Raw genomic sequence first — 25,120 nt, 5'->3', positions numbered from 1 at the left:
GTGTCCGGAGAGGCGGCGAACACACTGGAGTCATATCGCGAAAGCATCGACAATATCGATGCGGCGCTCGTCTTCATGCTGGCTGAACGGTTCAAGATCACCCAGGCCGTCGGGCGTTACAAGGCAAGCCACGGCCTGCCCCCCGCCGATGGCGCGCGCGAGAAGGCGCAGGTCGAGCGGTTGCGATCGCTCGCCAAGAGCGCGAACCTGGACCCTGAGTTCTCGGAAAAATTCCTGCGCTTCATCATCGATGAGGTGATCCGCCATCACGAGCGGCTGCGCGATCAATAGCGCCCGCCGCTCTACCCCTCGGCCGCCGGAAGCCGCAGCGTGGCGGCAAGCCCGCCCAGGTCCTCGCTTTCGGCAAGGATTATCTTGCCCCCATAGATTTCGACGACGTCGCGGACGATGGACAGGCCAAGGCCGGTCCCGGGTTTGGAGGTGTCCAGCCGCGCGCCGCGTCCGAACAATTCGGCCCGCCGTTCTTCGGGAATGCCGGGGCCGTCATCCTCGATCAGAATGTCGATGAACTCGCCATTGCGTTCCACCGTCACGAACACCCGGCCGCTGCCATATTTGGCGGCATTCTCGATCAGGTTGCCGAGCATTTCCTCAAGGTCCTGCCGTTCGCCCGCGACGGCCGCGTGCCGGTCTCCGGTGATATCCACGGTGGCGTGCGAATGCATCCGCGACACGGCGCGGGCGACCGCCTCCAGCGAAGGCCACACCTCTGCGCGCGCATGCCCTGCCGCACGGCGGCCGATGGCGCGCGCGCGGGCGAGATGATGGTTGATCTGGCGGCGCATCACGCCGGTTTCGCGGATCACGGTTTCCGCCAGATCCGGCTCGCGCGCCATGGCCTCGTTCATCAGCACCGCCATCGGCGTTTTCAGCGCATGGGCGAGGTTTCCGGCGTGTCGCCGGGCCGCTTCGGATTGCGCTTCAGTGTGCTCGATCAGCGCGTTCAGTTCGGCCACCAGCGGCTCGATCTCGGGCGGGAAGTCGGTCGGCACCCGGTTCATGCGGCCGGATCGGATTTCCGAAATGGCGCGCCGCACCTTGCGCAGCGGCCATAGCCCATAGGCCGCCTGCAACGCGGCGAGCACCACCAGCCCAAGGCCAAGCGCCGCGAACGACCAGCCCAGCGTGGACCGCAGGACATGGATCTGCTCGTTCAGCCCAACGCGTGTTTCGGCGACCTGGAAGCGCCACAGCCTGTCGCTGCCGGGCAGCCGCACATCGCGTTGCAGCACGCGAAGCGGCTCCTGCGGAAACTCATATGTGTCATGGGCGTACAGCTCTTCGCTTGCCGGAGCTTCCTCGGTGTCGATCGCCCGGTCCCAGAGCGAGCGGGAACGGAACGGCTCTGCTTCCGGGGCCGTGACCTGCCAGTAAAGGCCGGAATAGGGCTCCAGAAACCGCTGGTCCCCAAGCGGCCGGGAAAAGCGCACCTCGCCGTCGGGGCCGATCTCGGCCGATGCGATCATGGCGTTCAGCGCATAGGAAAGCTGCGCGTCGAAATTGCGGGTTATGGCGTTGGTCAGCACCCGGTCCAGCGCGAACGCGCCGCCCGCCAGCAGGACGAAAATCCAGGCTGCGGCAATCACGATCATCCGCTGGGTCAGCGACCCGCGCATGATCGTCCTCAGCCGGCCGTCAGGCGGGTTCGTCGAGGCTGTATCCGAGGCCGCGGATTGTGGTGATGACATCGGCCCCAAGCTTCTTCCGTATGCGGGTGACGAAAACCTCGATCGTGTTCGAATCACGGTCGAAATCCTGATCGTAGATATGCTCGATCAGTTCGGTGCGGGAAACCACCTTGCCCTTGTTGTGAAGCAGATAGCTGAGCAGCTTGTATTCCTGGGCGGTCAGCTTCACCGGCTCGCCGTTCAGCGTCACGCGGCCGGAACGGGTGTCGAGCCGCACCGGCCCTGCGGTCAGCTCTGACGAGGCATTGCCCGTGGCGCGGCGGATCAGCGCGCGCAACCGGGCGATCAGCTCCTCGGTCTGGAACGGCTTGGCGAGATAGTCGTCCGCCCCGGCGTCCAGCCCGGCGACCTTGTCCGACCAGCTGTCCCGCGCGGTCAGCACCAGCACGGGCGTGGTCTTGCCTTCCTTGCGCCAGCGGTCGAGCACGGTCAGCCCGTCCACCTCGGGCAGGCCGAGGTCGAGGATCACCGCGTCGTAATTCTCGGTGGAGCCGAGATAATGCCCGTCCTCCCCATCGGTCGCGAGGTCTATGGCATAGCCCGCGCCTTCAAGCGTGGAGCGGAGTTGGCGGCCCAGGTTGGGCTCATCTTCAACAATAAGGATTCGCATAAGGAGGGTCAGGACCCATTGATCGCATGAGCCGTGGTGGCCCGATGCGGGATGAAATGCGAGGAGAACGGCGCATTGCGGGGCTTGTCCCCCCGGAAAAGCCGTTCGACGAAGCAGGTCGCCCGCAGCGGACCACCGCAAGGCGGCTTGGCCCAAAAGCGCCACGACGGCGTCGATCGTTCGTTACATAGCACCACTATGCGCCTCACTCTCTTCTGGTCGTGGCGCTTTTTGCTTCAAGCCACGGCCATGTGCTTAATGGGTCCTGACCCTAGTTACCAGAACGACCGACGACAGCGCCAGTGCGCGCGTCCACATCCACCCAGATCTTCGATCCGTTCCTCAGATATTTCAGACGATAGGTGCGTGACGCGGCGTCATATTCCTCATTGCCGAGGGGTTCCGCGCCGCGCATCCGGGGATGGACACGCGCTCGTATATCGGGCAGCGAGCGGATCTCGCCGCTGCGTGCCGCCCGATAGGCCTCGTCCTGATCGCGGCGCGCCTCTGCGGGGGCAGCGCCAAGGGCAAGGCTTCCAAGGCCGAACGCGGTTACTGCCAATCTCATCCACATGGCTTTTGACATGTCCTTTTTGGCGTGAATAGGCCCTGAATAGCGTGTTCATCGTTAGAAAAGCGTTGTTGCATCATGGCCGCACCCATTCTCGCATTTGAAGGATTAGGACTGGTTCAGGGCGCCGGCTGGCTGTTCCGTGGGCTGGACATTTTCATCGAGGAACGCGACCGGCTGGCCCTGGTCGGCAGGAATGGTGCTGGCAAGACCACGCTGCTGAAGCTGCTCGCGGGACGGATCGAGGCGGACGAGGGCAGGCGCACGGTGCGGCCGGGCGCGCGGGTCGTGCTGCTGGAGCAGGACCCGGCCGTCGCGGGATTCAGCAGCCTGCAGGATTATGCGCTGCAAGGGCCGGACGCCCCCGCCCTGCACGAGGTGGCGGCCGTCGCAGATCAGATCGGCGTCGATCTCAGCCGGGAAGCGGCGACCGCGAGCGGTGGGGAGCGCAGGCGCGCCGCCATCGCAAGGGCGCTGGCGATGAACCCCGATGTCCTGCTGCTTGACGAGCCGACCAACCATCTGGACCTGGCCGCGATCGACTGGCTGGAGAACTGGCTCTCCCGCTACAACGGCGCATTCATCGCGATCAGCCATGACCGCACCTTCCTGACCCGGCTGACGCGTTCGTCCCTGTGGCTGGAGCGCGGCGGCATCAGGCGGGCGGAGGTGGGTTTCGGCGGTTTCGAGGCATGGACGGAAAAGGTCTATGAGGAAGAGGCGCGAAACGCGCAGCGGCTCGACACCAAATTGGCGCAGGAACTGCACTGGCTTCAGCGCGGCGTCACTGCGCGGCGCAGGCGCAACCAGGGGCGGCTCCGCAAGCTGGAGGAAATGCGCGAGGTTCGCCGTTCCATGCAGGGCCCGGCCGGCGTCGCCCGGCTGGCGGCCGAAAGCGGCGAGAGCAAGACCAAGATCGTCATTGATGCGGAGAATGTGACGAAGCGCTTCGGCGACCGCACGATATTGAAGGATCTCACCCTTCGCGTGCAGCGGGGCGACCGCATCGGCATCGTCGGCGCGAACGGCACCGGCAAGACGACCCTGCTCAGGCTCCTGATGGGGGAACTGGAGCCGGACGAGGGCACCGTCCGCCGCGCAAAGACGCTGGATCGGGTGGTGATCGACCAGCAGCGCAAGCTGCTTCAGCCCGGCAAGACCGTGCGCGACATATTGGCCGACGGCGGCGACTGGGTGGAGGTGCTGGGCCAGAAAAAGCACATCCAGGGCTATCTGAAGGATTTCCTGTTCGAGCCGGGCCTTGCCGACGCACGGATAGAAACATTGTCGGGCGGCGAGCAATCCCGCCTGCTGCTTGCGCGCGAGTTCGCCCGCAGGTCCAACCTGATGGTGCTGGACGAACCGACCAACGATCTCGACATGGAGACGCTGGACCTGCTGCAGGAAGTGATCGCCGACTATGATGGGACGGTGCTGATCGTCAGCCATGACCGCGATTTCCTTGATCGCACGGTAACGGCGGTGGTGGGGCTGGACGGGTCGGGCAAGGCCGATATCGTGGCGGGCGGCTACAAGGACTGGGAATCGAGGCGCAAGCCGCAGCCCGCCGAAAGCAGCGCCGCCCCGAAGGGCCGACCCGCCCCCTCCGCGCCAAAGGTGCAGACGAAGCTCAGCTTCAAGGAAAAGTTCGAGCTGGAGCAGCTGCCGGAGCGGATCGAGGCGCTGAACGCGGCGATCGCGCGGGACGAGGCGCTGCTGTCCGATCCCGCGCTTTATGCCCGCGACCCCGCGGGTTTCGAAAGGCTCACCGGCGCGGTCGCGGATGCGCGCGCAAAGCTGGACGCGGCCGAGGAGCGCTGGCTGGAGCTTGCCGAAAAGGCCGAGGCGCTCGGCGGCTGATGCAGTATCGGCTGGGCTGTCCTGACTACATCGAAGCGCTCAGGGTGAGCGGAGGTGATTCCACCTAAACCGCGCTGACCTTAGGCAGCCACCTCGGTCGCGGGCGCTTCGATGGCCACCTGGTTGCGGCCGCCCTGCTTGGCTGCATAGAGCGCGGTGTCGGCGCGGTCGATGAAGCTTTCGAGGCTGTCGTCGCGGCGCATCTGCGACACGCCCAGCGACAGCGTGATCTTGCCGACATCCTCGTTGCGCTGCTTGGAGCGGATCGTGCGTGAGCCGATGAAGTCGCGGAACTGTTCGGCGATGTCGCCCGCCGCTTCCAGGTCCTTGCCGGGCAGCACGATGACGAACTCCTCGCCGCCATAGCGCGCCGCGAACCCAAGCCCGTGGAAGAAATGCTCCATGCTCTGCGCGACCAGCCTCAGCACTTCGTCGCCCAGCGCATGTCCCCAGCGGTCGTTGAAGTTCTTGAAATGATCGATGTCGAGGAAGCACAAAGTCAGCGGCTTTCGGTCCGCCAGCGCGCGGGCGGTCTGCGCTTCCAGATAGGCATTGAAGGCCTTGCGGTTCGGAAGGCCGGTCAATGGATCGGTGCGGCTTTCCGAGCGCGCCTTTTCCAGATCGCGCCTCAGGCTCAGGATCTCCTTGCTCGACGACACAAGCTGATCTTCAAGCTGCGACGTCTTCTCGATCATCGCCTGTGTCGCGGCAGCCATTTTCGTCAGCAGGGCGCGATGCGTGTCAGGGTCCAGCCCTTTTTCCAGCGACCTGCTGCTGCCGTCGAGCGCTTGCTTGTAGAGCCGGGCGTCCCCGCCGGACGACTCGACATGCTCGGCGATGCGATCCAGCTGATCCTTGGTTTCGTCCATCAACTCGGCAAGTACATCCTCCTCGGTCTGCCCGAAAAATGTCGCGCGCAACCGGGTTGCTGTCCTGCCGTTGAACTTGCCCTCGCGCCGCGCCGCATCCACCGCCTTGACGAAACCGGCGTCGGTCGCGGCGACATAGCGGTAGCAGAGATCATAGTTGATCGGCGTCGGGGGCAGTCCGCCCTCGATCATCAGCGCCTTGACGCGCTCCAGAGTCTCAACCGTGTCCGTCACCCGCACTGCACCTTTCCAGCCGCTAGGTGTGCGGCACATGGATTTACGACTGCGCAGCGGTCAATTTGAGGACAAAGCGTAAATTAAACACCAATTCCGGTGCATTTTTATTTCGGGAAAGGAACGTTATTCCTTCAGCCGTGGAGCCGCACCTGAAGAAATGCGGGGACCGGCCCGTTCCACTCCGGGTTGGCGTCTACCGGTAACGGCGGGGCCTGCTCTGCCCGAACGGGTTCGGGAGCGGTCTGTGCCCGTGGCTTTGCAGGGGCGGCGCCTGCGGTCTGTACCCGTGGTTTCGCAGGGGCGTCGCCTGCGGGCTTGGCAGCGGAGCGGGAGCGGCCGCGCCTTGGCTGGCTGCGGGGCTGGTCGTCCGCCTCGTCGGACGGGCCGGAAGGGGCGGCGGGCGCTTGTCCCGAAAGCGGCGTCCGGTCGATGTTGGTCTTGGTCAGCTTTTCGATCTGGTCGATCGCCTCGGCATCCTCGGCCGTGTAGAGGGTGATCGCCGTGCCGGTCGCCCCGGCGCGGCCAGTGCGGCCGATCCGGTGGACATAATCGTCCGGGTGCCACGGCACGTCGAAGTTGAAGACGTGGCTCACGCCCTTGATGTCCAGCCCCCGTGCCGCGACATCGGACGCGACGAGGACGTTGATTTCATCGGCCTTGAACCGGTCAAGCTCGCGCAGACGCTCGGCCTGTTCCATGTCGCCGTGGATCTGCCCCACCGCAAAGCCGTGGCGCTTCAGGCTTGCGGCAAGGTCGCGCACCGTGGTCTTGCGGTTGGCGAAGATGATCGCGTTCTTGACGCCTTCCCGCAACAGGGCGCGCAGCGTGTCGCGCTTGCCGCGCACGGTCGATTCGACCAGCCGCTGGGTGATGAGCGCGTTGGCGGCGGCGGGGCGGGCAACCTCGATATGGCGCGGCTCGGTGAGGAAGCGGTCGGCCAGCTTCTTGATCGGCGGCGGCATCGTCGCGGAAAAGAGCAGCGTCTGGCGGCGGGGTGGAAGCTTGGAGCAGATCGCCTCGATGTCGGGCACAAAGCCCATGTCCAGCATCCGGTCGGCCTCGTCGATCACCAGAATGTCGACGCCCGACAGCAATATCTTGCCGCGCCCGAACTGGTCCATGAGGCGACCGGGTGTCGCGATCAGCACGTCGACGCCCTTTTCCAGCGCCTTGTCCTGGTCGCCAAAGCCGACGCCGCCGATCAGAAGCGCCATCGAAAGCTTGCTGTTCTTGCCGTATTTCTCGAAGTTCTCGGCGACCTGCGCCGCCAGTTCGCGCGTCGGCTCCAGGATGAGCGAACGCGGCATCCGCGCCCGGGCGCGGCCGTGGGACAATATGTCGATCATCGGCAGCACGAAGGACGCGGTCTTGCCCGTGCCGGTCTGCGCGATGGCAATCAGGTCCTTGTTCATCAGCACCGACGGAATGGCCTGACGCTGGACCGGCGTCGGCTCGGTATAGCCGCTGTCCTCGACGGCGCGGAGCAATTCGTCTGAAAGGCCTAGGTCGGCAAAGCTCATTTGGTTTCCGGATGCTGGGGCGCGGCAAGCCGCACATGGGTGGCGCTTGACCACACAAGCGGCGCTTGTCAAGGAATCCGGAGATTAATCGTCGATTTCGGCCTTCAGCAGCCTGAAAGTCCGGATTTCGCATTCGCCGCCGGATCGCGGGTGGATCACGTCGCGCTGCGCGCAGATCTGCCGGTCGGTGGCGGGGCGCAGGTAAAAGCCCTCGTAGAAGCTCAGGCCGGGGCATTCCTCCTTGAACTTCATCCGCCAGCGTTCGCCGCCCCGGAAGATGAGGTCCAGCGCATCGGGGGAAGAAAGGCTCGCCCCCGCGATCTCATCGACATTGATGCACTTGCGGCTTTTCTTTTTTTCGGTCCATTTCAGCGGCGGACCCTGCCGGTGAACGGGCACGCGGACGATGATCTTGCGCCTGACGGTGATCTCGCCCTGCTGGACATAGCCCGGCTGCGGCGAAGCGCCTTCGGCGCGGCCGTGCGCGGACGCCGGGGTCGCCGTCGGGCCCATGCCGATCACGGCAAGAAAGAACCGTGCCTATCCGCTTGACGCATACACCCACTACATCTAGTGGCTGCCTTGTGGCGCGCGCCTGACTTTTCCTGCGGCTTGGTGCCACCCAAAGCGGTTGTAAAGGGTGGGGATTGTGGACGTTCTTGACCGCGACAAGCTGCCGTTCCCGAAATCCCTCCCCGAGTTCCAGCGGCTTTTCCCGGATGATGGCGCTTGCGCGTCCTGGCTTGAAAAAGCTCGCTGGCCTGATGGATTTGCGTGCCCACGCTGTGGCGTCGTCGGCGATCCGTTTCGTTTCACCACTCGGCCTGTCATCCTGATGTGCCGCTCGTGTCGCCGTCAGACCGGCCTGATGGTCGGCACGGCCATGGAACGAAGCCACATCCCGCTCAGCGTGTGGTTCTGGGCCGCTTACCTGGTTGCGAGTCAGACGACCGGCATATCTGCCGTCCAGTTGCAGCGCCAGCTTGGCCTGACCCGGTACGAGACGGCCTTTGGCCTGCTCCATAAACTGCGCGCCGCGATGGTGCGCCCCGATCAGGATCGGATCGGCGGGCAGAGCGGTCAGCATGTCGAGGTCGATGAGACCTGGATCGGCGGGCGAACGCGCGGCGAAGGCCGGGGAACCCACCACAAAACGCTGGTGGTCGCCGCCGTCGAAGTTCGTCACCGGGAGCCTGGCACTGGCCAGGACCGCCGCCGGAACGGACGCTATGCCGGAAGGGTTCGATTGGCCATCGGTGCAGACCGCAGTGCCGGTGCCCTTGGTGGCTTTGTACAGAGCGCGGTCGAGCCGGGAACGCTGGTCATCACCGATGATTGGAGCGGCTATAGCGGGTTGCAGGGCGGCGGTTACGACCATCACGCCATCGCCCAGTGTGGCGACCCGGAGGTGTCCGAAGAGTTCCTGCCCATCGTCCATCTGGTGTTCTCAAACCTCAAAGCGTGGCTCAACGGCATCCACCACGGCGTCAGCACCAAGCATCTGCAAGCCTACCTCAACGAGTTCACTTTCCGCTTCAATCGCCGCTTCTACCCGTTCAACGCCTTCCGATCCCTCCTCGGGATCGCCAGTGATATCGAGGCGCCGACCTTTGCCGAACTCTACTCAGGCCAATGGACCCACCATACCATATCTAGTGGGTGTATGCCTTAAGCGGATAGGCACGGAAAGAACATCAACAAGACAGTCACGCCGTACCGGATACGCTCCCTGGGGTTTGCTGCCCCTTATTCGCCTTGCGCTTGAATGGCGGCTGAACCTTGACCGTCGGGGCACATTCAGGTCAACGCCTTTCGACATGATCCGCCAATATCCGGCGCGCTGCTGATGCTGCCGTTTCTGCGCAGGCTCCGCGAGCGATTGGGTCCGCAAGGCTATGCCGATGCGGCGGACGAGCTTGCGCCATGGCTCACCGACTGGCGGGGCAGGGTGACGGGCAAGGCGCTTGCGATGGTGAGCCCGGCCTCGCTCGAAGAAGTCCGTTTCGTGGTGCAGGCGGCGGCGCAAGAAGGCGTGCCGCTGGCGCCGCAAGGCGGCAACACCTCGATGGTCGCCGGGGCGACGCCCGATGCCGATGGCCGCGCGCTGCTGCTCTCGATGCGGCGGATGCGCAAAATCCGCTCCGTCTCGGGGGAGGACAACGCCCTCGTCGCCGAGGCCGGGGTGATCCTGTCCGATGTGCATGACGCCGCCGAAGCGGGCGACCGCTTCTTTCCGCTGTCACTCGCGGCCAAGGGATCGGCGACGGTGGGCGGGCTGGTGTCGACCAATGCCGGCGGGGTGCAGGTGCTGCGCTACGGCACGATGCGCGCGCTGACGCTCGGGCTGGAAACGGTCCTTGCCGATGGCACGGTCCACCATGGCCTGAAACCGCTGAGGAAGGACAATCGGGGCTATGACCTGAAGCACCTTTTGATCGGCGCGGAAGGGACGCTGGGCGTGGTCACGGCGGCGACGCTTGCGCTTGTGCCGCGCCCGGTGGAGCGGGTGACGGCATGGGCGGGCCTCGCCCGGCTACCCGCCGCTCTCGCGCTCCTCAGGCGGATGGAGGCGGCGACGGGCGGGCAGGTGAGCAGCTTCGAGCTTCTTCCCCAATGCGGCCTTGACCTGGTGCTGGCGCATCTGCCGGCCGCGCGTTCCCCGCTTGGCGGCCGCCATGAGTGGCAGGTGCTGATCGAAGCGGATACGGCGCGTCCGGGCGATCCGCTTGCCGCTATCGTGCAACAGGCGCTGGCCGATGCGCTTGAGGCGGGCGAGATCGCCGACGCCGTGATCGCGCAAAGCGCGGCGCAGGCCGAGGCGTTCTGGCTGCTGCGCGAGTCGATGTCGGAGGCGGAGCGCCGCGAAGGCCCGGCCGCCAAGCACGACGTCGCGGTGACGGTGGGCGACATGCCCGCGTTCATCCTGCAGACCACGCCCGAGGTCGAAGCCGCCTTTCCCGGCGCGCGCGTCCTTGCGTTCGGCCATCTTGGCGACGGCAACGTCCATTTCAACGTCAGGCCGCCATTGGGCGACGGCGGCGAATGGCTGGGGCGGCACATCGACGCAATCAACCGCTTCGTGCACGATGCGGTGACGGCGATGGGCGGCACGCTTTCCGCCGAGCATGGAATCGGCGTCACGAAGCGCGACGAGTTCGCCCGGCTGGCCGCCCCTGGTCAGCTTGAGTGGATGCGGTCCATCAAGCAGGCGCTGGACCCCAAGGGAATCATGAACCCGGGCAAGCTTCTGCCGCCTTGCGAATAGGCCCGGCTTTCCATAGTGAGGACGGCAAGACCTGTGGTGAGCGGCGCTGCCGGATCACCTCCGCGCCTAGAGAGGAACCAAATGGCCAGCGCTGCACAGAATGCCCTTCCGGTTTTATACGTCGAGCTTGAGCCTCTGTCGTCGACCAACCACGCAGGGCATCGGCTGAATCCGAAAGACGCGCTGCAGGCCGTCGCGTCGCTTCACGCCGTGCCGCTGACGGTGGACGAGTTCGTGCTTGCCCAGCGCGATTACCCGATCATCTTCACGAGCGGTCCCAATCCGGTGCCGCTGGCGCTGATGGGCCTTCACGAAGGCATGAACCTGTTCGTCGACGCGGAGGGCCGCTTCAGGGGCGAGAGCTATATCCCCGCCTATCTCAGGCGCTATCCGTTTCTTCTGGCGCGACTGCGGCCTGATTCAGAGGAGCTTTCTTTGTGCTTCGATCCGTCGTCGGGCATCATCTCCGCAGAGGGTGAAGGCGATCCGCTTTTCAGCGAGGGGCAGCCGAGCGAAACGACAAAGGCGATCCTGAACTTTTGCGAACAGTTCGAGCAGTCCGGCGCGCGCACCGCGGCGCTGATTGCCGACCTCGACAAAAACGGCCTGCTCATCGACGGCGAGGTTTCGATCCAGCCGGAAGGCGCGGACAAACCCTTCGTCTATCGCGGCTTTCGCATGGTGGCCGAAGACAAGCTTCGCGAACTGCGCGGCGATGTCTCCCGCAAGATGATCCAGTCGGGCGCGATGGGGCTGATCTACGCGCATCTCTTCTCGCTGTCGCTGATCCGCGATCTGTTCACGCGCCAGATGGCGGAAGGTAACCTGCCGCCGTCGACCCCGGCGGGCGATGCGCCTGCGTCGGTGGAAGGGGCGGACCAAGGTGTTGCAAACGACTAGCCGCTATTCGGCGGTGGCGATCGCCCTTCACTGGGTGATCGCGCTGCTGATCGTGGCCAACATCGCGCTTGGCCTCGGACACGAACTGTTCGGTCGCGCCAATGAGTTGGCGATCATGGCGGCGCACAAGTCGATCGGCCTCACCATTCTGGCGCTCAGCCTGTTGCGGCTGGCGTGGCGGCTTTCACACCGGCCGCCGCCGCTTCCGGCAGCGATGCCCGGCTGGCAGGTGCTGGCGGCGCGCGCGACTCATCTGTTCTTCTATGTCGCAATAATCGCGTTGCCGCTCACCGGGTGGCTGACGGCCTCGGCGTCGCCGCTCCGATTTCCGCTGGAATACTTCGGCATGTTCCAGCTTCCGTTCCTGCCGGTCGAACAGAGCAGAAGCGCGACGGGTTTATGGAGCGAGGCGCATGAAATACTGGCTTTTACGACGATTGCGGTGCTTGGCCTCCACATCGCAGGCGCTCTGAAACACCAGTTTTTCGACCGTGACGACGTGCTTGCCAGAATGTTGCCAAAAGTCTGAACGGCTCGCCTTGAAAAGATCAGCCAATCGTCCTATCTTGATTTTGCACGGTGTCGCGTTCCCCTTTCGCACCCGTGTAACGTGCCGCAAGGCGCGTTTCCTCCCTGAACCTTGGCCACCCTGTGATTTCACAGGGTGGTCCTTTATTTGATCAGGGTATCATTCCGCCGCAAGGCGCGTCCCCGAATCGGTATCAAGGCACTCCTGCAGCACCCGCGCTAGCCCGGCGATCAGCCTGGCGACGCCCGGCGCGTTGCGGCTGAGCGTGCGTCCGTCGGATTCCAGATACAGTTGCCGGTCGAACTCGATCTGGATCGCATGGCATGCCCGTTCGGGCCGGCCGTGCAGCTCCACGCTATGCCCCCCGGCATAAGGGCGGTTGCGCGTGACGCGATAGCCCTGTTGCGTCAGCCAGGCGGCCGCCGTGTCGACCAGCGCCGGGGCTGCGGTGCGCCCATGACGATCGCCCAGGACGATGTCCGCCGCCTGCGCTGCGGGCAGGGGAGGCATGGAGTGCAGGTCGCAAAGCAATGCGGCGCCGAACCGCTCCTTCATCGCGCCCAGCCCGGCGGCGATCCGCGCATGATAGGGGCGGTGGACCCGCTCGATCCGACTCGCGATCATGTCCATCGCCAACGGGCCGTCGTACAGCGCGCGGCCTGATCCCGACGTCAGCGGGATGAGGCCCAGTCCCGCCACCACGCGGGGGGACCGCTGATCGATATGGGCGGCGGGGCGGGGCGAAAGCTGGCGCGGGTCAAGCTCGGTCTCGCGCCGGTTCAGGTCTATCCATGCACGGGCGTAGTTGTTCGTTATGGTGTGGACATTCCGGCCGATCGCCTCCTCGATCAGATGATCGACAAGCAAGTCTTCAAGCATCCGCAGATCATCGATCGGGAGCCGGACCTGCTCGACCAGTTCGCGCGGATAATAGCGCCCGCTGTGAGGGACGGAGATCAGCACCGGACCGCCCGCAACGCCCCCCGTCTCCACGAAAGGCTGGGGCGGGTGTTCGATATATACCGTCCCGGGCTGGCCGGGAACCGGCGGGTCAAGCTTCGTCAATCGGGTCTCTCGGCAAATGCTGTGGCGACTTTGTTAATCTATTCTGGCATAACGGCAACCCGGGCAAAGGTAGCGGTTCTGTGGGAGCGTGTCAGCGGAAATGCCAAGAATACTCCTCGCTGAAGACGATGAGTCGATGCGTGTCTATATCGGCCGTGCGCTGGAGCGGGCGGGCTACACGGTCACTTCGGTGGATCGCGGCACGGCCGCGCTGCCGCTGGTTGCGACCGGCGGTTTCGACCTGCTTCTCACCGATATCGTCATGCCCGAGATGGACGGGATCGAGCTTGCCCAGCGCGCCGTCGCGCTTGCGCCTGCGATGCGGGTGATGTTCATCACCGGCTTTGCCGCGGTTGCGCTGAACCGGGGCGAAGGGCCGACCAGCAACGCCAAGGTGCTCTCCAAGCCGTTCCATCTCCGCGATCTGGTGGCCGAGGTGGACCGGCTGTTCGAGCTTGGCGCCACTCCCGCCTGACGCGAGCAGATTTTGTCGAAGGGGCGCTTGCGCGGGCATCGCGCCTTGGCTAAGAGCGCCCGCGTGGACGCGTAGCTCAGTGGTAGAGCACTGTGTTGACATCGCAGGGGTCGCAAGTTCAATCCTTGCCGCGTCCACCACTCCCAACCCGTTGAAATGTCTCGTTTAAATCGCTCATTGTGCGGCCTTGATCGGCACCACGTTGGGCTTCTCTCCGGTGTCGCTCCGGTGAAACGCGCCGGGAACAACGGCTTCAATCTCATCAATGATCGTCTCGATCGCGCGTCTGGCGTCGGGCAGATAGTCCGGCTGGAACGGCGCATACAGTTCTGACGTGGACTCGATGCGGCGGTGGCCCAGCTGCAATTCCACCTGCTCGACCGGCACCTTCAGGTCGGGCCGGCGCAGCAGCTGCGCCATCGATCGGCGCACAAGCTTCATCCCCGCTTCGCCCTCGCCCGGCAGGCCGATCTCGGCCGCCATTGCTTCCCATGATTTCTTGACGCTGAGCGGCCCGACGAAAAAGCCTTTGGTGGCGTCCAGATGCGGGCGCACCTGGTAGGGCATCCAGACCGTCGCCCGATACTTGCGGGTCTGGCGTCGACCGCGCGGATTCAGATCCAGCACGCCATGCGTTGCGTCCCATTGCGACCGCCTTGGATCTAGCGACACATCGTGCGCCGCATCCGGGCGCGCCAACGTGGCCACGGAGACGATCAGGAAGCGATGGAGGGCCTGACGCTCCCGAATGCGCCGCTGGCGCTCCTCCGGGCTTCTGGCGGCATCTGGCGCAGGATCTATGCAATAGCGGAACATCGCCGCCAGCTGATCGACATCGGCGCGGTGGCGCGGGGTGCGGTTCACCTGCTTGGCGGCGATCGGCCGGAACTGGGCGGGCTTGCGGGCGTCGCCCCGCGCATGGGCCGCGTTGATGACCGCCTGGAGCTGCAGCACGCTGTTTTCGACTGTGGCCGGCGATCGGGGCCGTGTCTTGCCGGTCGGGCTGACGATCGGCCGGGCGATCATCCATTTGCGGAACCGCGCGACCCATGGCTCATCGACCTGGTCGCAGCTGATGTCGGCGCTCTGGAGCGTGCCCAGATAGTTCACGATATGGGCGAGGCGGTGACGGATGGCCTCGGCCGAGGCCTTCTCATCAACTTCGGTCGCCAGATAATTGCCGATGGCGGTGGCGAGCAGAATAGACCCGCCGTGGCCGTTCAGCGCCTGGCCGCATGCGTGGCAGACGGCTTCGCCCTGGCTGTTCTGGAGGTAGAGCGCGTCGAGGAATTTCCGGCCAGCGACAGCATCGCCTGTGCGCGTTGAAGCGCTTCGGATGCGTCGGGTCGCTGCGTCATACCAGAAGACGGCGAGGAAGGGGGACCGGAGCGAGCCGTCGGCCTTTCGGTCCCAGTCGAGTGTGTATCCGCCACGGTGATAGATTGGCGGCGTCTTTGCGCGTTTCGGCATTTTGCCTGGTTCCTCAGTTCCTGCTCTGCGGCACGGTGGATGGCGTCATAAGCGCCCGTTGCGCAGACAAGATCAACCTCTTCCGGTGACAGCCGGATGCCGCGCCCGGTTTCCAGCGCGCGCGACAGGTGTCGATCGAGGGAGAGAAGCGGGTTCATTTGGATGCCTCGTCAATGTTCCGGCGTTCGAGGGCGACGGCCAGATCGCCCCGTTCGAAATTGGCGATTATGCCAACGATATCGGCATGGCATGGGGCGCAGTCAGGGCAGTTTTCGAGAAACGGCTTGCCGTGCTTGTGCCGCTCGCAGAGCTTGCACCAGCAGCCCAGATCATAGCCGCGCAGCGGTTCGAAGAAATCCGGGTCATGCTCCAGCTGGGTGTGAGCATGCGCTGTGTAGAGGTCGAGCGCTCGCTCAAGGCTGGGCGGTTCCCGCAACGGAAGGATCGGCGCCGGATATCCCCAAGAGGTGACGCATATTCCGATCTGCTTTGGCCCATAGGGATTGCCGTAGCGGGTCGAGCGATCGACCTTCTTTGCGTTCGTCGGCATGCGCCAGCCCTTCGTGCGGCCGAGCTTGATACGCTTAGGCATCGCCGTACCCCATGGATTTGAGCGCCTTTGCGACAAGGTTCCAGACGTGCTGCGTCAGGCGCGGGTGATCGCGCACGTTGCCGGAGCGCTGGATCTGGCGGCGCGAAAGCGTGTCGGAACTGCGGCCCTTGAAGGTCTGCGCCACATAGTCGCCGCGCTCTACGGTGCCGCCGGTGTTGCAGATGTGCATGCGGGCGATCTCGCTCACCTTGCCGGTGACGGCCGACCAGAGTTCTACGCGGATGACGATCATTCATCGCTCCAAGGTTCGGCAGGGACATCGGCCGCATGCTCGCGCATCCGCTTGCCGACGCAGGCGTTGAGAAAGCCGCGGCATAGGCGCAGCTTGAGCGGGTTCTTGCCGTCTTCGGGATAGTCGAAGCCGTTCTCGCTGTCGGGAGAGATCGGCACGCCCTTGTGGCAGTGGAAGCTGGCCCCGCGCTCCAGCTGGTAGAGCTTCTTCGCCCATTCGGCCTTGTCGGCCTGCTCGGGGCTGCCTTTACGGAATGCGCAGTTGTTGCACGGCTCCCGAAAGGCGGAGCGGGGTTCGCCGGCAATGCCGATATCGGCCGGGTCGAACGGCTCCCATGCAGTGCGGCAGTTCGCGCAGATGCGGATATCGCTCGCATAGAACTGGTCGTGGGGATTCTTGATCGCGGTCCAGCGGCGGCTGGCGCAGCGCGGGCATTGGTCGGCGCCCTTCATGCCGGCACCTGCTGCGGGAATGCGCTGTGCAGGACGCCGTCCAGCAGGCGGCCGGCGCGCTTCTTGCCGACGCGCTCGTGTACGCAAATGTCGTCGCCGTCATAAAGACAGGAGTCGGTCCATCCCTTTAGATCAACATCGTTGAAGTCCGGGAGGTGGTGGCGGTCCATCAGACGGCCATCCTGCGCCTTCCAATCAGGAAGATGCTCCGGTTGCCACGGAAGCCAAGCACCCCATTGCTTGAAGAAATAGGCTATGTCGTTGGCGGCGCAGAAATCACGCGTAGCGCGGTGCCAATCTGGATGCGACGGGCGTGCGTCTGGACCGCTCTCGCCGCCGCTAATGATCTGGTCGACGAAATCCCATCCCGCCCAGTCCACGGGGCCGAGCGCGGGTTCGTAGCTGACAAACTTGATCGCGGCCGGGGTGTTCGCGAAGTCTTCCCGGCGCTCATCCGCGCGCACCTGATCCTCGACCGACACGCCCAGCCAGACGTTGGGGAGGGGCCAGCGAGGCTGCGTGCCATCAAGCGAATTGTGATCTGGCGGAGCATGGCGCCAACGGGAAAGCCCATTGATCCAGTTTGCGACCGCGCAGCATCCGTCTTCGTCGATCCCGATGTCACGGGCAGCGTCTGACAAAATGTCAGCTGCCCAGCGCGTCTGACCTTCGGCCGAAAGGCGAGCCATATACGCCCGCATCCGGTCGGCGCGCTTGGTGAGCACCTGGAAAATGTGCGGCGGGGCGAGCGCCATGACGGCGAACACCCGATCGATCCATTCGTCGGGCACCTTCTCGTGAAACAGGTCGCCATGCGCGCAGACAAATATTTTGCGCGGGCGCTTCCAGCGCAGCGGCTGGTCCAGCCATTGCTCGTTAAAGCGCACCTCGCCGTTCCAGACCGGCCCGGCCTTGCTGCCGACGGTCAGCCCATAGCGCGACGGGTGGTGCTGCAGCCGCGTGCCCGCCAGCTTCATCGCATAGCAATTGGTGCAGCCCGGCGAGACGACGCTGCAGCCGGTGACCGGGTTCCACGTCGCGTCGGCCCACTCGATTTTGGTGTTCTCAGCCATGCGCCACCTCCCGGATCTGCTCCAGCAACCACTTGCCGTCTGGCCTGATCGCGATCAGTACGTTCCGCCCATCGGCAGGGTCAGGCTCGCGCTCGACCAGGCGGCTTTCTGCGAGCGAATTGACCGCCCGCGTGATGACCGGCTTGGAGACGCCGAGCGTCTTGGCGAGGTCGCGGACCTGCTGTCTCCCGCTCGACACGACATGCAGCAGCGCGAGCTGGCGCATCGTGAGATCGGAAGGAACGCCTGCCTTGATGCAGGCCAGCGACATGGATGCGAGATCACCCATGGGCCGCTTCCTTCGCAACCATCGCTGGTTTCAGAACGCCATAGGCGGCGATCACCGCCGCAGCCTGGTTGATTGCATCGTCCAGCGCGTTGTGATGGACGCCTTTCATGCGATCGGGCGCTACGCCGGCGAGTTCGTATATGGTGCGCGTGCAGCGTGCGGCGCTGTATTTCCACGGCAGGTCCATACCAGCGGCGATAAATGCCGATTCCAGAACGGGAGCGTCAAAGTTTCCCCCATGGCCCCACAGGTGCGTGCCGTCGTTGTCCCTGTAGAAATAGGAAAACGCGTCAAGCGCGACGTCGATAGGATATGGGTTTGCCTCAAGCGCTGCCCGTGCCTCGACGGATTGTTGTGCCCACCACGCGACGGTCGCGGGATTGGTCTTCAAGCCAATCGCTTCACAGCTTGCGCGGTCGACGTTGCAGTAGAAGTTGCCTCCGATCATCCCCGACAGCGGATTGAAGGCAACGGCGCCGATGGACAGGATTGTGCATCCGGCTGCGGTGCCGAGCGTTTCCAGATCAACCATGATGTGCGTGTGATCAGCCATGGATGGTAATGCCTTTCGGTGATGCGGGCTGGTCGCCCAGATGGGCGATGGCACGATTGACCAGGTGCAGGCCGATGATGCGCCGATGCACGGGCGGCACGGCCGAGAGGATGGTGGCGAAGATGCCGATCGCCATTTCCTGCGCGGCGCGCGGATCCTCGATAATGTCCGAGGCCTCGCGGACCATGTGGCGGATCTCGCGCGAGAGGTCCTGATCGCCGCTCATGAGCGGCCTTCCTGTTGCGAAAAGCGGCCTTCCACGCGCGCCAACCACTCCTTGACCATCGTGGTCATGTCGTCGCGCTGGCCGTTGCTGATGTAGTTGACGCGCCCTCCCTCCATCTTGCCGCTTTCGGCTATGAATAGGGTGAACACGATCTTGCGGACGCTGCCGGGCGGGTTGAATTGTCTGTCGAGTACGTCCGCGATTGCGTTCATGTTGGCGCGGTGGCGCTGTTCAATCGAATCAGCCATTGCGCAGGACCTCGCCCTTGGCGGGGAAGGCGAAGACCTTGCCCCGGATGAGCCGGATCGGCGGGTTGCGGTCGCCCGCCAGATGGACGCGCCGCCAGCGGTCGGCGTCGAGGCGCTCAGGGCAATCGGTGGATGCTTGCTGCTGCATGTCGATCCTTCTCAGAACGGGTTGCAGTGGATGCAGGAGGCGCTGTCGCAGCCGCCGCAGGGCGGTGGCGCATCCGGATCATGGTTCCAGAGCGTGGCGACGATGAGCGCGGCGATGATGGCGACGATCACCGTCAGGCCGATCAGCTCCAGCGTCTCTGGCGTGAACAGGTGCGCCATCACAGCACCCGCACCAGCGCGCCGATGAAGATCAGCGTCGCGCAGGCGGCAAAGCCGAGCGCGAAATTGTGCACGGCGCGGGCCAGCCTGACGCCCGCGCGGGCATCGGCGCGGCGCTGCGCGGCTTCAGGAGATGGCGGTTCGGCCCGGTCGCGGTCGCGGCGCGGCCCCAGTACGGCGGGCCTTCCGGGGGTGCTGCCGGGAAGCACCACGGTGTCAACGCGGGCGATGGCGATGATGCGGCCTTCGTTCAGATCGCAAGCGAAGGCGTCGGCAAGCGCGCCACCCCGGCTTTCGCTGACGCCGATCACCTCGCCGGTGTCATGCAGCCGATCGAACTGGAGCACGAGCCAGTCGGACGTCAGGACATCGGGCTGCTCGTGCGCGGGGGGAAGGACAATGGAGCCGTCGACAGCGGCAAGCCGCGCGGCGGGAATGACCGGATCGTGACGCATGATGTGCTCCCATGGGTTGATGGGGCCGGAAGAAATAGCATTCTATTATCTAAGTCAATAGCAAACTATTAGGGCGGGACCATGCCGCAGGCGATATGATCCTGCCGCAGGGGGTTCAACGTGATCGAACTTATTCTGGCGGCGGTCGTGTTTCCAGCTGACCGATCCTATGTGGCAGCTACCTCGGCAGCGCCGCTCACCGAGATTCAGGCCTGCGTCACCGAGACCTGGGCAAAGCGCGGAACGGCGACGCCGGTCCCGATTGCCGACGGCGTCAAGATCAACTGGTACATGCGGATCATGTTCGCTGCGCCCGGCGACCCGATAATGAGCATGGAAATCCATGAGGGCGAGCAGCGACAGCTCGTGCTCTATGGCCATGGGACGTGGCGTGGGAATGTCAAAGGGATCTGGCGGGACACGGCGAAGCGCTGCTTCCCCGAGCTGCGCGACGTCGATGTCGTGAAGCCCACCAGGCCGGCCGATTGAGTGGGCCGGACCATCTGGTTCGCGAGGGATATGTGACCCGGCTGCGTTATGGATCGCGTCAGTGAGCGATACCGGGGACCAGCACTGGAGCTGGTGGAGCTATCTCAAGAGACTGGTCGCGGAGATTGTTCTCGTGCTCGGCGGCCTTCAGGTCATCGAGCGCTTTTTTGCGCCGGTGATGGCCGCCAACGATTGGCTATTTGACCACCCCATGGCGTTCCTCGGGCTTATGTGCGCGTGGTCGCTCGCTCACCTCTTCGCCTATTATCGCAAACTTCACAGCGACATGGACCAGCTCATGCGGCGTTTGCCCGCAGCACTCCGACAGCGGATTGCCACTTTTACCTATGCACGTTTGACCTATATTAGTAAGGCGAAGGTGGATGAAGCGGAGCCTGAATTGCCTTTGATTCCCTCCCACAACAGGGTGGAGGAAGATGGAAAATGACTGACGCTGAAGCTCATGGGCTGATCACCGTTCTGGCCATAATTTTTGGGTACATCGCACTTTTGCGGGTGTTGGCGAACCTGGTTTATCCGATGCGAGAACGATTGTTCGACCTGGGTGCGAGCCTGCTCAGCAAACCCGATCTCGCGAACAAGGACAGGGCGTTTGTCGAGCATGCACTGCATACGGCGCTGTCATTTCGGGCAAGCATATTTCTGTTGTTGACAGCCATTGTCGGCACGGTCGATTCAATCGCGCGCGCGGTAGGTCTGAATTTCCTCAAGTTTGACGAACCTGACCGAAAATATGCAGACATGAAGTCCAGTTTCGCGCTGCGTTATTTCGCGTCAGCCCTAGCGGCAAATCCGATTGTTGCCGCTATATTAATCATGATTGCGCCCGTGTGCATTTTGATCGTGAGCTTGTGGGGTCCGGTTCGAATTCAAATAACGACGGAAAAGATGGTTCGATTGGCCGTGCAACGCGCCTAGCCCGGACGAATCGGCTTCATCCAACTTTACTCGGGCAAGCCCGCGCTTCGCCGAAGGCGCTTGCATAGGGCATCGGCGATGGTGCGGCGATCGGCGGCGGGAAGCGCCCGGCGGCCGATCATGGCCTCGTCGATGATCTTCAACAGATAATCAGCGCTCGGAACCGGCTGCCGTCCGAGCAGCGCATCGGCCGAAACGCCCAGCGCGTCGCACAGCTGGACGAACATCGGCAGCGTCTTGGGTGCGGATTTCCCGGCTTCCCAGCGCTGGATCGTGGGCTGTTCGCGTCCGAGAAGTTCAGCAAGCCTTTGCTGCGACAGGTTCCGCCTCTTGCGGGCGGCCTTCATTACCGCAGTGTCGAGGCTTGGCATAAGCCGCGATATGACACAGCCGTAAATTCACGGTTACGTCCGTAACAGTATAATTCTGTTAAGATTCATGGCACATCAGTGCCGCGCGGGGGTGGGAATTCAGGTGTCAGCGGGCGTTAACGCATTCCCCATCTTTTTCGTTCTGGTATAAGAACGAACAAGGAACATCGGGGGAAAGATGGTCGACGCAATCTATCTGGATGAGCCAGCCTGTGAAGAGCATTGCAGTGCCTGCCTCATGGCCTGCGCGACAATCAAGGGGGTGTGCGAAGACCTCAGGAATGAGATCGAGCAGCTGTCTGGCGCTGACCAGGCGTGCGATGTCGACGGCTATCAGCGGAGCGAATTGCGGCTTGCTCAAGAGCGCCTGGCAGCAGCCGAGCGAGCGTTGCGGCACGTTCATCCACATCATCCGTCACGCCAGCGATTTGCAATAGGCCCTCAAACATGCCCCGCAACAACCGTTCACTAGGCAACGCAACGCCGAGCAGGATGGTTTTTGGCGGGGGCTCGGCCTTGGCCCTCGGCGCGGCGCTTTGCGCCGGATCGTCCGTGCGTCCTTTCAGATAATCGAGCGAGACGCCAAGCGCATCGGCAATATCAGGCAAGAGGCGGCTGCGGCGCACCCTCCCGTCGAGGATCTGCCAGATAGCCCCTTGGGTGCAATCCACCTCCCGCGCAAGCCGGCTCTGATCCCAGCCCAGCTTGTCCATGGCTTCCTTGATCCGGTCAACGCGCATGCCACGGTAATAGCAGCTTGTTAATAGCCTGCTATTGTAGTGTCCTATTGACGAAGCTAATAGCATTCTATTACACCATCCGGCATGAGCGAAATTGGCATATCTCCCGAACACGCCGCGTTCCTTGAAGCGCTGGAGGCGGCAGGGTCACAAACGGCGCTGGCGACGATGTGCGGCTGTACGCAGGGCAACATCTGGCAGCTGCTCCAGAAGGGATCCGCGCTGCCCGCAAAATATGTGCTGAAGGTCGAGGCCGGGACGGGCGTTCCGCGCCATCGGCTGCGGCCTGACCTATATCCGCCCGAACCCGCGGGCAACGCCGAAAGCGAAGCCGCGTGAGGGGCGGGCGCATCGTCGTCGCGCCGCGATGTGGCGGCAGCAGCAGCATGGTTGAGCAGGCGGCTCGGGAGTCCACCGGAGACGACGCCGATCTGCGCCGCCAGGTGGTGGCGGAGCTGCTGATCGCGCTGGCGAATGGACGGTCGGGTTCCAGTCATGGTGGAGGTTCTATCCAATGAGCGGCGGTAAAGTCCTTCCCGCACCGCAACGTCTGACGGAATCGGAGGCCCGGCGCATGCTGGCGCTGGGGCTGCAGCGGGTGGTGAAGGCGCATGGCCCGTCTCGCGTCGCGTTGGATGCGGGCTGCGATGAAAAGACCATCCGCAACGCGCGCGACGAAACCACCAGCCTGAAGCTGCATACCACGCTGAACCTGCTGGCGCTGGACGCGACCGCGCTGGACGAACTGCTGGCGGCCTATGGCTTTCGGCTCGCGCCGCTCTACGCCGACGAAGCGCATGACCTGCGGATGATCTCGGGCCTAGCGAGCGTCGCGGGCGCGCTGGCCGAAGCCAATGCCGATGGCGTCCGCGACCATCGCGAGACGCTGGCTGTGGCCGATGCGCTGCGGCCGCTGCTGCCCCAGCTGGCGGCGATCATCGAACAGGCGGACCGGCTGCGATCGGGCAGGGCGGGGGGCTGAGCCGATGCTGGGGGGGACGATGTCGACACCGGAACGGCCGAAGGGCGCGGCGCGGCAGGCGCGGCAGGGGGCGGGATCGCCGGGGACATGGCAGGCGCTGGTCGCCGAACGATGTGTCGCGATCGACCGGTCGCTGTCCGGCATCGCGCCCGATGCGCTGGTGGCGACGGCCTGGCTGGCGCGCGAGCTGGTGCCATGCCGCGTCGGCAATATCGCGGCGGGGTGCGGATTCTATCATGACCGGGCGCGGGCGGCGCTGAAGATCGCGGTGCGGCACCGGCTGATCCGCGAGATCGCGCCCGCCTATCAGGGGCAATCGACCTATTGGGAAGCGCTGATGCGGAGCGCGCCGCTGGCCGATGCGATCACGGACGCTCGCGAGCCGGACCATGTGACAGGGGCGCAGGTGAGGGCGGAGCGGCTGCGCGACTGGCTGAAGGCCGATCCGGGCCTGCACAGCGAGCAGCATATCGCGGGCTTTTTCCTGTTCACCCGGTTCGACCTGATCGACGCGCTGGAGCTGCTGGAGGAAGCGGGGCTGGCGCGATCGGAGATCGCCGAATTCGGCAAGCGCCGCTGGGGCGCAACGGACTTCGGCGGGCGCGTGGCGTCCACCGCCATGACAGCCGGAGAGACGGCAGCATCCCACGAAAGGGCAACATCATGAGCCAGAAGGAAGGCGACGACATGCCGCAGGCAGAACCCGAAATCATACCCCCCGAACGCGCCGCCGATGGCAACCGGCTGATCCCGGCGGCAGGCACGTTCAGCCAGCTCGTGGCGTTTCTGGAAGGCGGACAGCTGGACCAGGACGTGGCGGGCGAGCTGCGCGAGCTGGTGAGCGAAATGCGCGACAGCGCGATCAGCCATGGCGGCAAGAGCAAGGGGCAGCTGACCCTGACGCTGGACTTCATGCTGGAAGGATCGGCGTTTTTCGTGACCGCCAAGACGAAGGTGAAGCTGCCGGAGGAAAAGCGGCAGCGATCGATCACCTGGGCGACCGAGGACGGCCGCCTGACCCCCCATGCGCCCAACCAGGGCCAGCTGTTCGGCGTCCGCGATGTGAGCGGATCGGGCGGCTTCCGCAACATCTGAGAAAGGACGTCCAATGACCGACAGTTCAATTATTCCGCCCGAGCGCACCGGAGACGTGATCCGCGCTGTGCGTGAAGTCGTGGAACAGTATTATGAACCGCGCATCGAAGTCGTGAAGGATGCGACCGGCGAGGAAATACCGGTGCTGGTCACCGGGCAGCAGCAAAACGTCAAGCTGTTCAGCCCGCAGGACTTCGACCCGTTCCGCGAAAAGCCGCTCAGGCGCAGCGGCACGGCGGTGCTGACCGCGCTGGAAAGCTTTGTCGGTCACGTCAACCGCTTCAAGGATGAAGACTCGATCATCTTCGCCAGCGACGATCGCGCCGCGCCCAGCCTGACGGCGGTGATCGACTATCACCGGCAGGGGCATGAGGGCGACCCGCGCTTTGGCAAGCACCGGGCGCATTTCGCCTTTCCGCTCTCCGACGAATGGCAGGCTTGGCAGGAGGCCGACAAGGCACCGATGTCGATGATCGAATTCGCGGCGTTTCTGGAAGACCGGGTGATCGACGTGCTGCAGCTGATCCCCGGCGAGGATGAGCTGAACCGCGAACAGCAGATGTTCGTCGACGCGACGGGCGGGGCGGTCGCAACGCCATCGCAGCTGATCGCCATGTCGCTGAGCCTGAAGGTGAACGAGAAGGCGACCGTCAACGAAGTGCGCAACCTGTCGACCGGCGAAGGCGAGGTGCAGTTCACCAGCACGCATGACACGGCGATCGCAGGCGACCGCGTGCGCGTGCCGACGGTGTTCATCATCGGCATTCCGGTTTTCCGGAACGGCGCGTTCTATCGGGTGCTGGCGCGGCTGCGCTATCGCCAGATGCAGGGGCAGCTGAAGTTCTGGTACGAGCTGTGGCGCACCGACCGCGTGTTCGACCATGCCTTCAAGGAAGCGTGCGAGCAGGTGCGGGTGGAGACCGAACTGCCGCTGCTGCTCGGCAAGGCCGAATAAG

General features: G+C 64.3%; 37 protein-coding genes and 1 tRNA gene. 17 read left to right on the top strand and 21 right to left on the bottom strand.

What is annotated here, in order from left to right:
- Positions 1-291: a chorismate mutase gene (locus BSL82_RS05980; protein ID WP_072596468.1), complete on the top strand. Its 291-nt coding sequence runs from the start codon at positions 1-3 to the stop codon at positions 289-291.
- Positions 292-302: 11 nt separating this feature from the next.
- Here BSL82_RS05980 and BSL82_RS05975 read toward each other — a convergent pair whose 3' ends face one another.
- From BSL82_RS05975 to BSL82_RS05965, 3 genes are all read right to left on the bottom strand, one after another.
- The gene (locus BSL82_RS05975) at positions 303-1,709 is read right to left on the bottom strand and encodes a sensor histidine kinase (protein ID WP_072596467.1); all 1,407 of its coding nucleotides are present in this window, start codon (positions 1,707-1,709) and stop codon (positions 303-305) included.
- Complete coding sequence (locus tag BSL82_RS05970; RefSeq protein ID WP_072596466.1) at positions 1,657-2,319, bottom strand: response regulator transcription factor; 663 nt, start codon at positions 2,317-2,319, stop codon at positions 1,657-1,659. The genes BSL82_RS05975 and BSL82_RS05970 overlap by 53 nt, the downstream gene beginning before the upstream one ends.
- Positions 2,320-2,590: 271 nt before the next feature.
- Positions 2,591-2,887 carry a hypothetical protein gene (locus BSL82_RS05965; protein ID WP_226998645.1) on the bottom strand — a complete coding sequence of 99 codons (297 nt, stop codon included), beginning with the start codon at positions 2,885-2,887 and terminating at the stop codon, positions 2,591-2,593.
- An 81-nt stretch (positions 2,888-2,968) separates the two neighbouring features.
- Here BSL82_RS05965 and BSL82_RS05960 point away from each other — a divergent pair, with 81 nt between their 5' ends.
- Positions 2,969-4,750, top strand: a complete 1,782-nt coding sequence (locus tag BSL82_RS05960; RefSeq protein WP_072596464.1) for an ABC-F family ATP-binding cassette domain-containing protein — start codon at positions 2,969-2,971, stop codon at positions 4,748-4,750.
- A gap of 80 nt (positions 4,751-4,830) precedes the next feature.
- Here BSL82_RS05960 and BSL82_RS05955 read toward each other — a convergent pair whose 3' ends face one another.
- The 3 genes from BSL82_RS05955 to BSL82_RS05945 all read right to left on the bottom strand — a co-directional run bounded on the left by BSL82_RS05955 (position 4,831) and on the right by BSL82_RS05945 (position 7,898).
- Positions 4,831-5,853, bottom strand: coding sequence for a GGDEF domain-containing protein (locus tag BSL82_RS05955; protein WP_158010720.1), 1,023 nt, complete (start codon positions 5,851-5,853; stop codon positions 4,831-4,833).
- Between the two features lie 134 nt (positions 5,854-5,987).
- Positions 5,988-7,376: a DEAD/DEAH box helicase gene (locus BSL82_RS05950; protein ID WP_072596462.1), complete on the bottom strand. Its 1,389-nt coding sequence runs from the start codon at positions 7,374-7,376 to the stop codon at positions 5,988-5,990.
- Positions 7,377-7,460: 84 nt separating this feature from the next.
- Positions 7,461-7,898: a hypothetical protein gene (locus tag BSL82_RS05945; protein WP_158010719.1), complete on the bottom strand. Its 438-nt coding sequence runs from the start codon at positions 7,896-7,898 to the stop codon at positions 7,461-7,463.
- Between the two features lie 127 nt (positions 7,899-8,025).
- Between BSL82_RS05945 and BSL82_RS05940 the strand changes: the two genes are divergently transcribed.
- The 4 genes from BSL82_RS05940 (at position 8,026) to BSL82_RS05925 (ending at position 12,070) form a co-directional block, all read left to right on the top strand.
- Positions 8,026-9,048 carry an IS1595 family transposase gene (locus BSL82_RS05940; protein ID WP_048575010.1) on the top strand — a complete coding sequence of 341 codons (1,023 nt, stop codon included), beginning with the start codon at positions 8,026-8,028 and terminating at the stop codon, positions 9,046-9,048.
- A 174-nt stretch (positions 9,049-9,222) separates the two neighbouring features.
- Complete coding sequence (locus tag BSL82_RS05935) at positions 9,223-10,641, top strand: FAD-binding oxidoreductase (protein ID WP_072596460.1); 1,419 nt, start codon at positions 9,223-9,225, stop codon at positions 10,639-10,641.
- Positions 10,642-10,722: 81 nt separating this feature from the next.
- The gene (locus BSL82_RS05930) at positions 10,723-11,541 is read left to right on the top strand and encodes a SapC family protein (RefSeq protein ID WP_072596459.1); all 819 of its coding nucleotides are present in this window, start codon (positions 10,723-10,725) and stop codon (positions 11,539-11,541) included.
- Positions 11,525-12,070, top strand: coding sequence for a cytochrome b (locus tag BSL82_RS05925; RefSeq protein ID WP_226998644.1), 546 nt, complete (start codon positions 11,525-11,527; stop codon positions 12,068-12,070). Before BSL82_RS05930 ends, BSL82_RS05925 begins: the two co-directional genes overlap by 17 nt.
- Before the next feature lie 159 nt (positions 12,071-12,229).
- On the opposite strand, the gene BSL82_RS05920 is transcribed toward BSL82_RS05925, so the two are convergent.
- Positions 12,230-13,135: an N-formylglutamate amidohydrolase gene (locus BSL82_RS05920; RefSeq protein ID WP_072596457.1), complete on the bottom strand. Its 906-nt coding sequence runs from the start codon at positions 13,133-13,135 to the stop codon at positions 12,230-12,232.
- 100 nt (positions 13,136-13,235) lie between these two features.
- Between BSL82_RS05920 and cpdR the strand changes: the two genes are divergently transcribed.
- Positions 13,236-13,610 carry a cell cycle two-component system response regulator CpdR gene (gene cpdR / locus BSL82_RS05915; RefSeq protein ID WP_072596456.1) on the top strand — a complete coding sequence of 125 codons (375 nt, stop codon included), beginning with the start codon at positions 13,236-13,238 and terminating at the stop codon, positions 13,608-13,610.
- A gap of 65 nt (positions 13,611-13,675) precedes the next feature.
- A tRNA-Val gene (locus BSL82_RS05910) sits at positions 13,676-13,750 on the top strand.
- Positions 13,751-13,784: 34 nt separating this feature from the next.
- On the opposite strand, the gene BSL82_RS05905 is transcribed toward BSL82_RS05910, so the two are convergent.
- The 12 genes from BSL82_RS05905 to BSL82_RS05860 all read right to left on the bottom strand — a co-directional run bounded on the left by BSL82_RS05905 (position 13,785) and on the right by BSL82_RS05860 (position 19,548).
- The gene (locus tag BSL82_RS05905) at positions 13,785-15,080 is read right to left on the bottom strand and encodes a phage integrase SAM-like domain-containing protein (protein ID WP_158010718.1); all 1,296 of its coding nucleotides are present in this window, start codon (positions 15,078-15,080) and stop codon (positions 13,785-13,787) included.
- A gap of 154 nt (positions 15,081-15,234) precedes the next feature.
- A complete protein-coding gene (locus tag BSL82_RS05900; protein WP_072596455.1) occupies positions 15,235-15,672 on the bottom strand; it encodes a DUF4326 domain-containing protein in 438 nt (145 codons plus the stop codon).
- Positions 15,665-15,925, bottom strand: a complete 261-nt coding sequence (locus tag BSL82_RS05895) for a hypothetical protein (protein WP_072596454.1) — start codon at positions 15,923-15,925, stop codon at positions 15,665-15,667. The genes BSL82_RS05900 and BSL82_RS05895 overlap by 8 nt, the downstream gene beginning before the upstream one ends.
- On the bottom strand, positions 15,922-16,377 hold the full coding sequence (locus tag BSL82_RS05890) for a hypothetical protein (protein ID WP_072596453.1): 456 nt from the start codon (positions 16,375-16,377) through the stop codon (positions 15,922-15,924). Before BSL82_RS05890 ends, BSL82_RS05895 begins: the two co-directional genes overlap by 4 nt.
- Entirely contained in the window at positions 16,374-17,450 is a 1,077-nt protein-coding gene (locus BSL82_RS05885) for a phage Gp37/Gp68 family protein (RefSeq protein ID WP_072596452.1), read from the bottom strand. The genes BSL82_RS05890 and BSL82_RS05885 overlap by 4 nt, the downstream gene beginning before the upstream one ends.
- Positions 17,443-17,739: a MarR family transcriptional regulator gene (locus tag BSL82_RS05880; protein ID WP_072596451.1), complete on the bottom strand. Its 297-nt coding sequence runs from the start codon at positions 17,737-17,739 to the stop codon at positions 17,443-17,445. Before BSL82_RS05880 ends, BSL82_RS05885 begins: the two co-directional genes overlap by 8 nt.
- Positions 17,732-18,292 carry a 3'-5' exonuclease gene (locus tag BSL82_RS05875; protein WP_072596450.1) on the bottom strand — a complete coding sequence of 187 codons (561 nt, stop codon included), beginning with the start codon at positions 18,290-18,292 and terminating at the stop codon, positions 17,732-17,734. Before BSL82_RS05875 ends, BSL82_RS05880 begins: the two co-directional genes overlap by 8 nt.
- The gene (locus BSL82_RS05870; RefSeq protein ID WP_072595878.1) at positions 18,285-18,518 is read right to left on the bottom strand and encodes a hypothetical protein; all 234 of its coding nucleotides are present in this window, start codon (positions 18,516-18,518) and stop codon (positions 18,285-18,287) included. The genes BSL82_RS05875 and BSL82_RS05870 overlap by 8 nt, the downstream gene beginning before the upstream one ends.
- Entirely contained in the window at positions 18,515-18,766 is a 252-nt protein-coding gene (locus BSL82_RS05865; protein ID WP_072596449.1) for a hypothetical protein, read from the bottom strand. The genes BSL82_RS05870 and BSL82_RS05865 overlap by 4 nt, the downstream gene beginning before the upstream one ends.
- Entirely contained in the window at positions 18,759-18,914 is a 156-nt protein-coding gene (locus tag BSL82_RS20410; protein ID WP_158010717.1) for a hypothetical protein, read from the bottom strand. The genes BSL82_RS05865 and BSL82_RS20410 overlap by 8 nt, the downstream gene beginning before the upstream one ends.
- 11 nt (positions 18,915-18,925) lie before the next feature.
- Complete coding sequence (locus BSL82_RS20405; protein WP_158010716.1) at positions 18,926-19,093, bottom strand: hypothetical protein; 168 nt, start codon at positions 19,091-19,093, stop codon at positions 18,926-18,928.
- Positions 19,093-19,548: a hypothetical protein gene (locus BSL82_RS05860; RefSeq protein ID WP_072596448.1), complete on the bottom strand. Its 456-nt coding sequence runs from the start codon at positions 19,546-19,548 to the stop codon at positions 19,093-19,095. The genes BSL82_RS20405 and BSL82_RS05860 overlap by 1 nt, the downstream gene beginning before the upstream one ends.
- A 120-nt stretch (positions 19,549-19,668) precedes the next feature.
- On the opposite strand from BSL82_RS05860, the gene BSL82_RS05855 reads away from it, so the two are divergent.
- From BSL82_RS05855 to BSL82_RS05845, 3 genes are all read left to right on the top strand, one after another.
- Positions 19,669-20,037 carry a hypothetical protein gene (locus tag BSL82_RS05855; protein WP_072596447.1) on the top strand — a complete coding sequence of 123 codons (369 nt, stop codon included), beginning with the start codon at positions 19,669-19,671 and terminating at the stop codon, positions 20,035-20,037.
- A gap of 61 nt (positions 20,038-20,098) precedes the next feature.
- Positions 20,099-20,485: a hypothetical protein gene (locus BSL82_RS05850; protein ID WP_072596446.1), complete on the top strand. Its 387-nt coding sequence runs from the start codon at positions 20,099-20,101 to the stop codon at positions 20,483-20,485.
- Positions 20,482-20,976 (top strand): hypothetical protein, encoded by a 495-nt coding sequence (locus tag BSL82_RS05845; RefSeq protein ID WP_072596445.1) that lies wholly within the window; start codon positions 20,482-20,484, stop codon positions 20,974-20,976. The genes BSL82_RS05850 and BSL82_RS05845 overlap by 4 nt, the downstream gene beginning before the upstream one ends.
- A 26-nt stretch (positions 20,977-21,002) precedes the next feature.
- Here the strand turns inward: BSL82_RS05845 and BSL82_RS05840 are convergent, their stop codons facing one another.
- Both BSL82_RS05840 and BSL82_RS05835 read right to left on the bottom strand, forming a co-directional pair.
- Positions 21,003-21,323, bottom strand: coding sequence for a helix-turn-helix domain-containing protein (locus BSL82_RS05840; RefSeq protein WP_072596444.1), 321 nt, complete (start codon positions 21,321-21,323; stop codon positions 21,003-21,005).
- 299 nt (positions 21,324-21,622) lie between these two features.
- A complete protein-coding gene (locus BSL82_RS05835) occupies positions 21,623-22,060 on the bottom strand; it encodes a helix-turn-helix domain-containing protein (protein WP_158010715.1) in 438 nt (145 codons plus the stop codon).
- Positions 22,061-22,171: 111 nt separating this feature from the next.
- On the opposite strand from BSL82_RS05835, the gene BSL82_RS05830 reads away from it, so the two are divergent.
- From BSL82_RS05830 to BSL82_RS05805, 6 genes are read left to right on the top strand one after another with little or no spacing between them, the layout of a single operon-like run.
- On the top strand, positions 22,172-22,426 hold the full coding sequence (locus BSL82_RS05830) for a transcriptional regulator (protein WP_072596442.1): 255 nt from the start codon (positions 22,172-22,174) through the stop codon (positions 22,424-22,426).
- A complete protein-coding gene (locus tag BSL82_RS05825; protein WP_072596441.1) occupies positions 22,423-22,605 on the top strand; it encodes a hypothetical protein in 183 nt (60 codons plus the stop codon). The genes BSL82_RS05830 and BSL82_RS05825 overlap by 4 nt, the downstream gene beginning before the upstream one ends.
- Positions 22,602-23,069, top strand: coding sequence for a hypothetical protein (locus BSL82_RS05820; protein WP_072596440.1), 468 nt, complete (start codon positions 22,602-22,604; stop codon positions 23,067-23,069). The genes BSL82_RS05825 and BSL82_RS05820 overlap by 4 nt, the downstream gene beginning before the upstream one ends.
- Positions 23,070-23,088: 19 nt before the next feature.
- Positions 23,089-23,736, top strand: a complete 648-nt coding sequence (locus BSL82_RS05815) for a PLP-dependent aminotransferase family protein (protein WP_158010714.1) — start codon at positions 23,089-23,091, stop codon at positions 23,734-23,736.
- Positions 23,733-24,164: a YfdP family phage-associated protein gene (locus BSL82_RS05810; RefSeq protein ID WP_072596438.1), complete on the top strand. Its 432-nt coding sequence runs from the start codon at positions 23,733-23,735 to the stop codon at positions 24,162-24,164. Before BSL82_RS05815 ends, BSL82_RS05810 begins: the two co-directional genes overlap by 4 nt.
- Before the next feature lie 13 nt (positions 24,165-24,177).
- Positions 24,178-25,119 (top strand): DUF2303 family protein, encoded by a 942-nt coding sequence (locus BSL82_RS05805; RefSeq protein WP_072596437.1) that lies wholly within the window; start codon positions 24,178-24,180, stop codon positions 25,117-25,119.
- Position 25,120: the final 1 nt, after the last annotated feature.

This window comes from Tardibacter chloracetimidivorans (assembly GCF_001890385.1).
Taxonomy (GTDB): Bacteria; Pseudomonadota; Alphaproteobacteria; order Sphingomonadales; family Sphingomonadaceae; genus Tardibacter; species Tardibacter chloracetimidivorans.
Note: the sequence above shows the minus strand (reverse complement) of the source record. Positions and strands in the feature narration are given on the sequence as shown.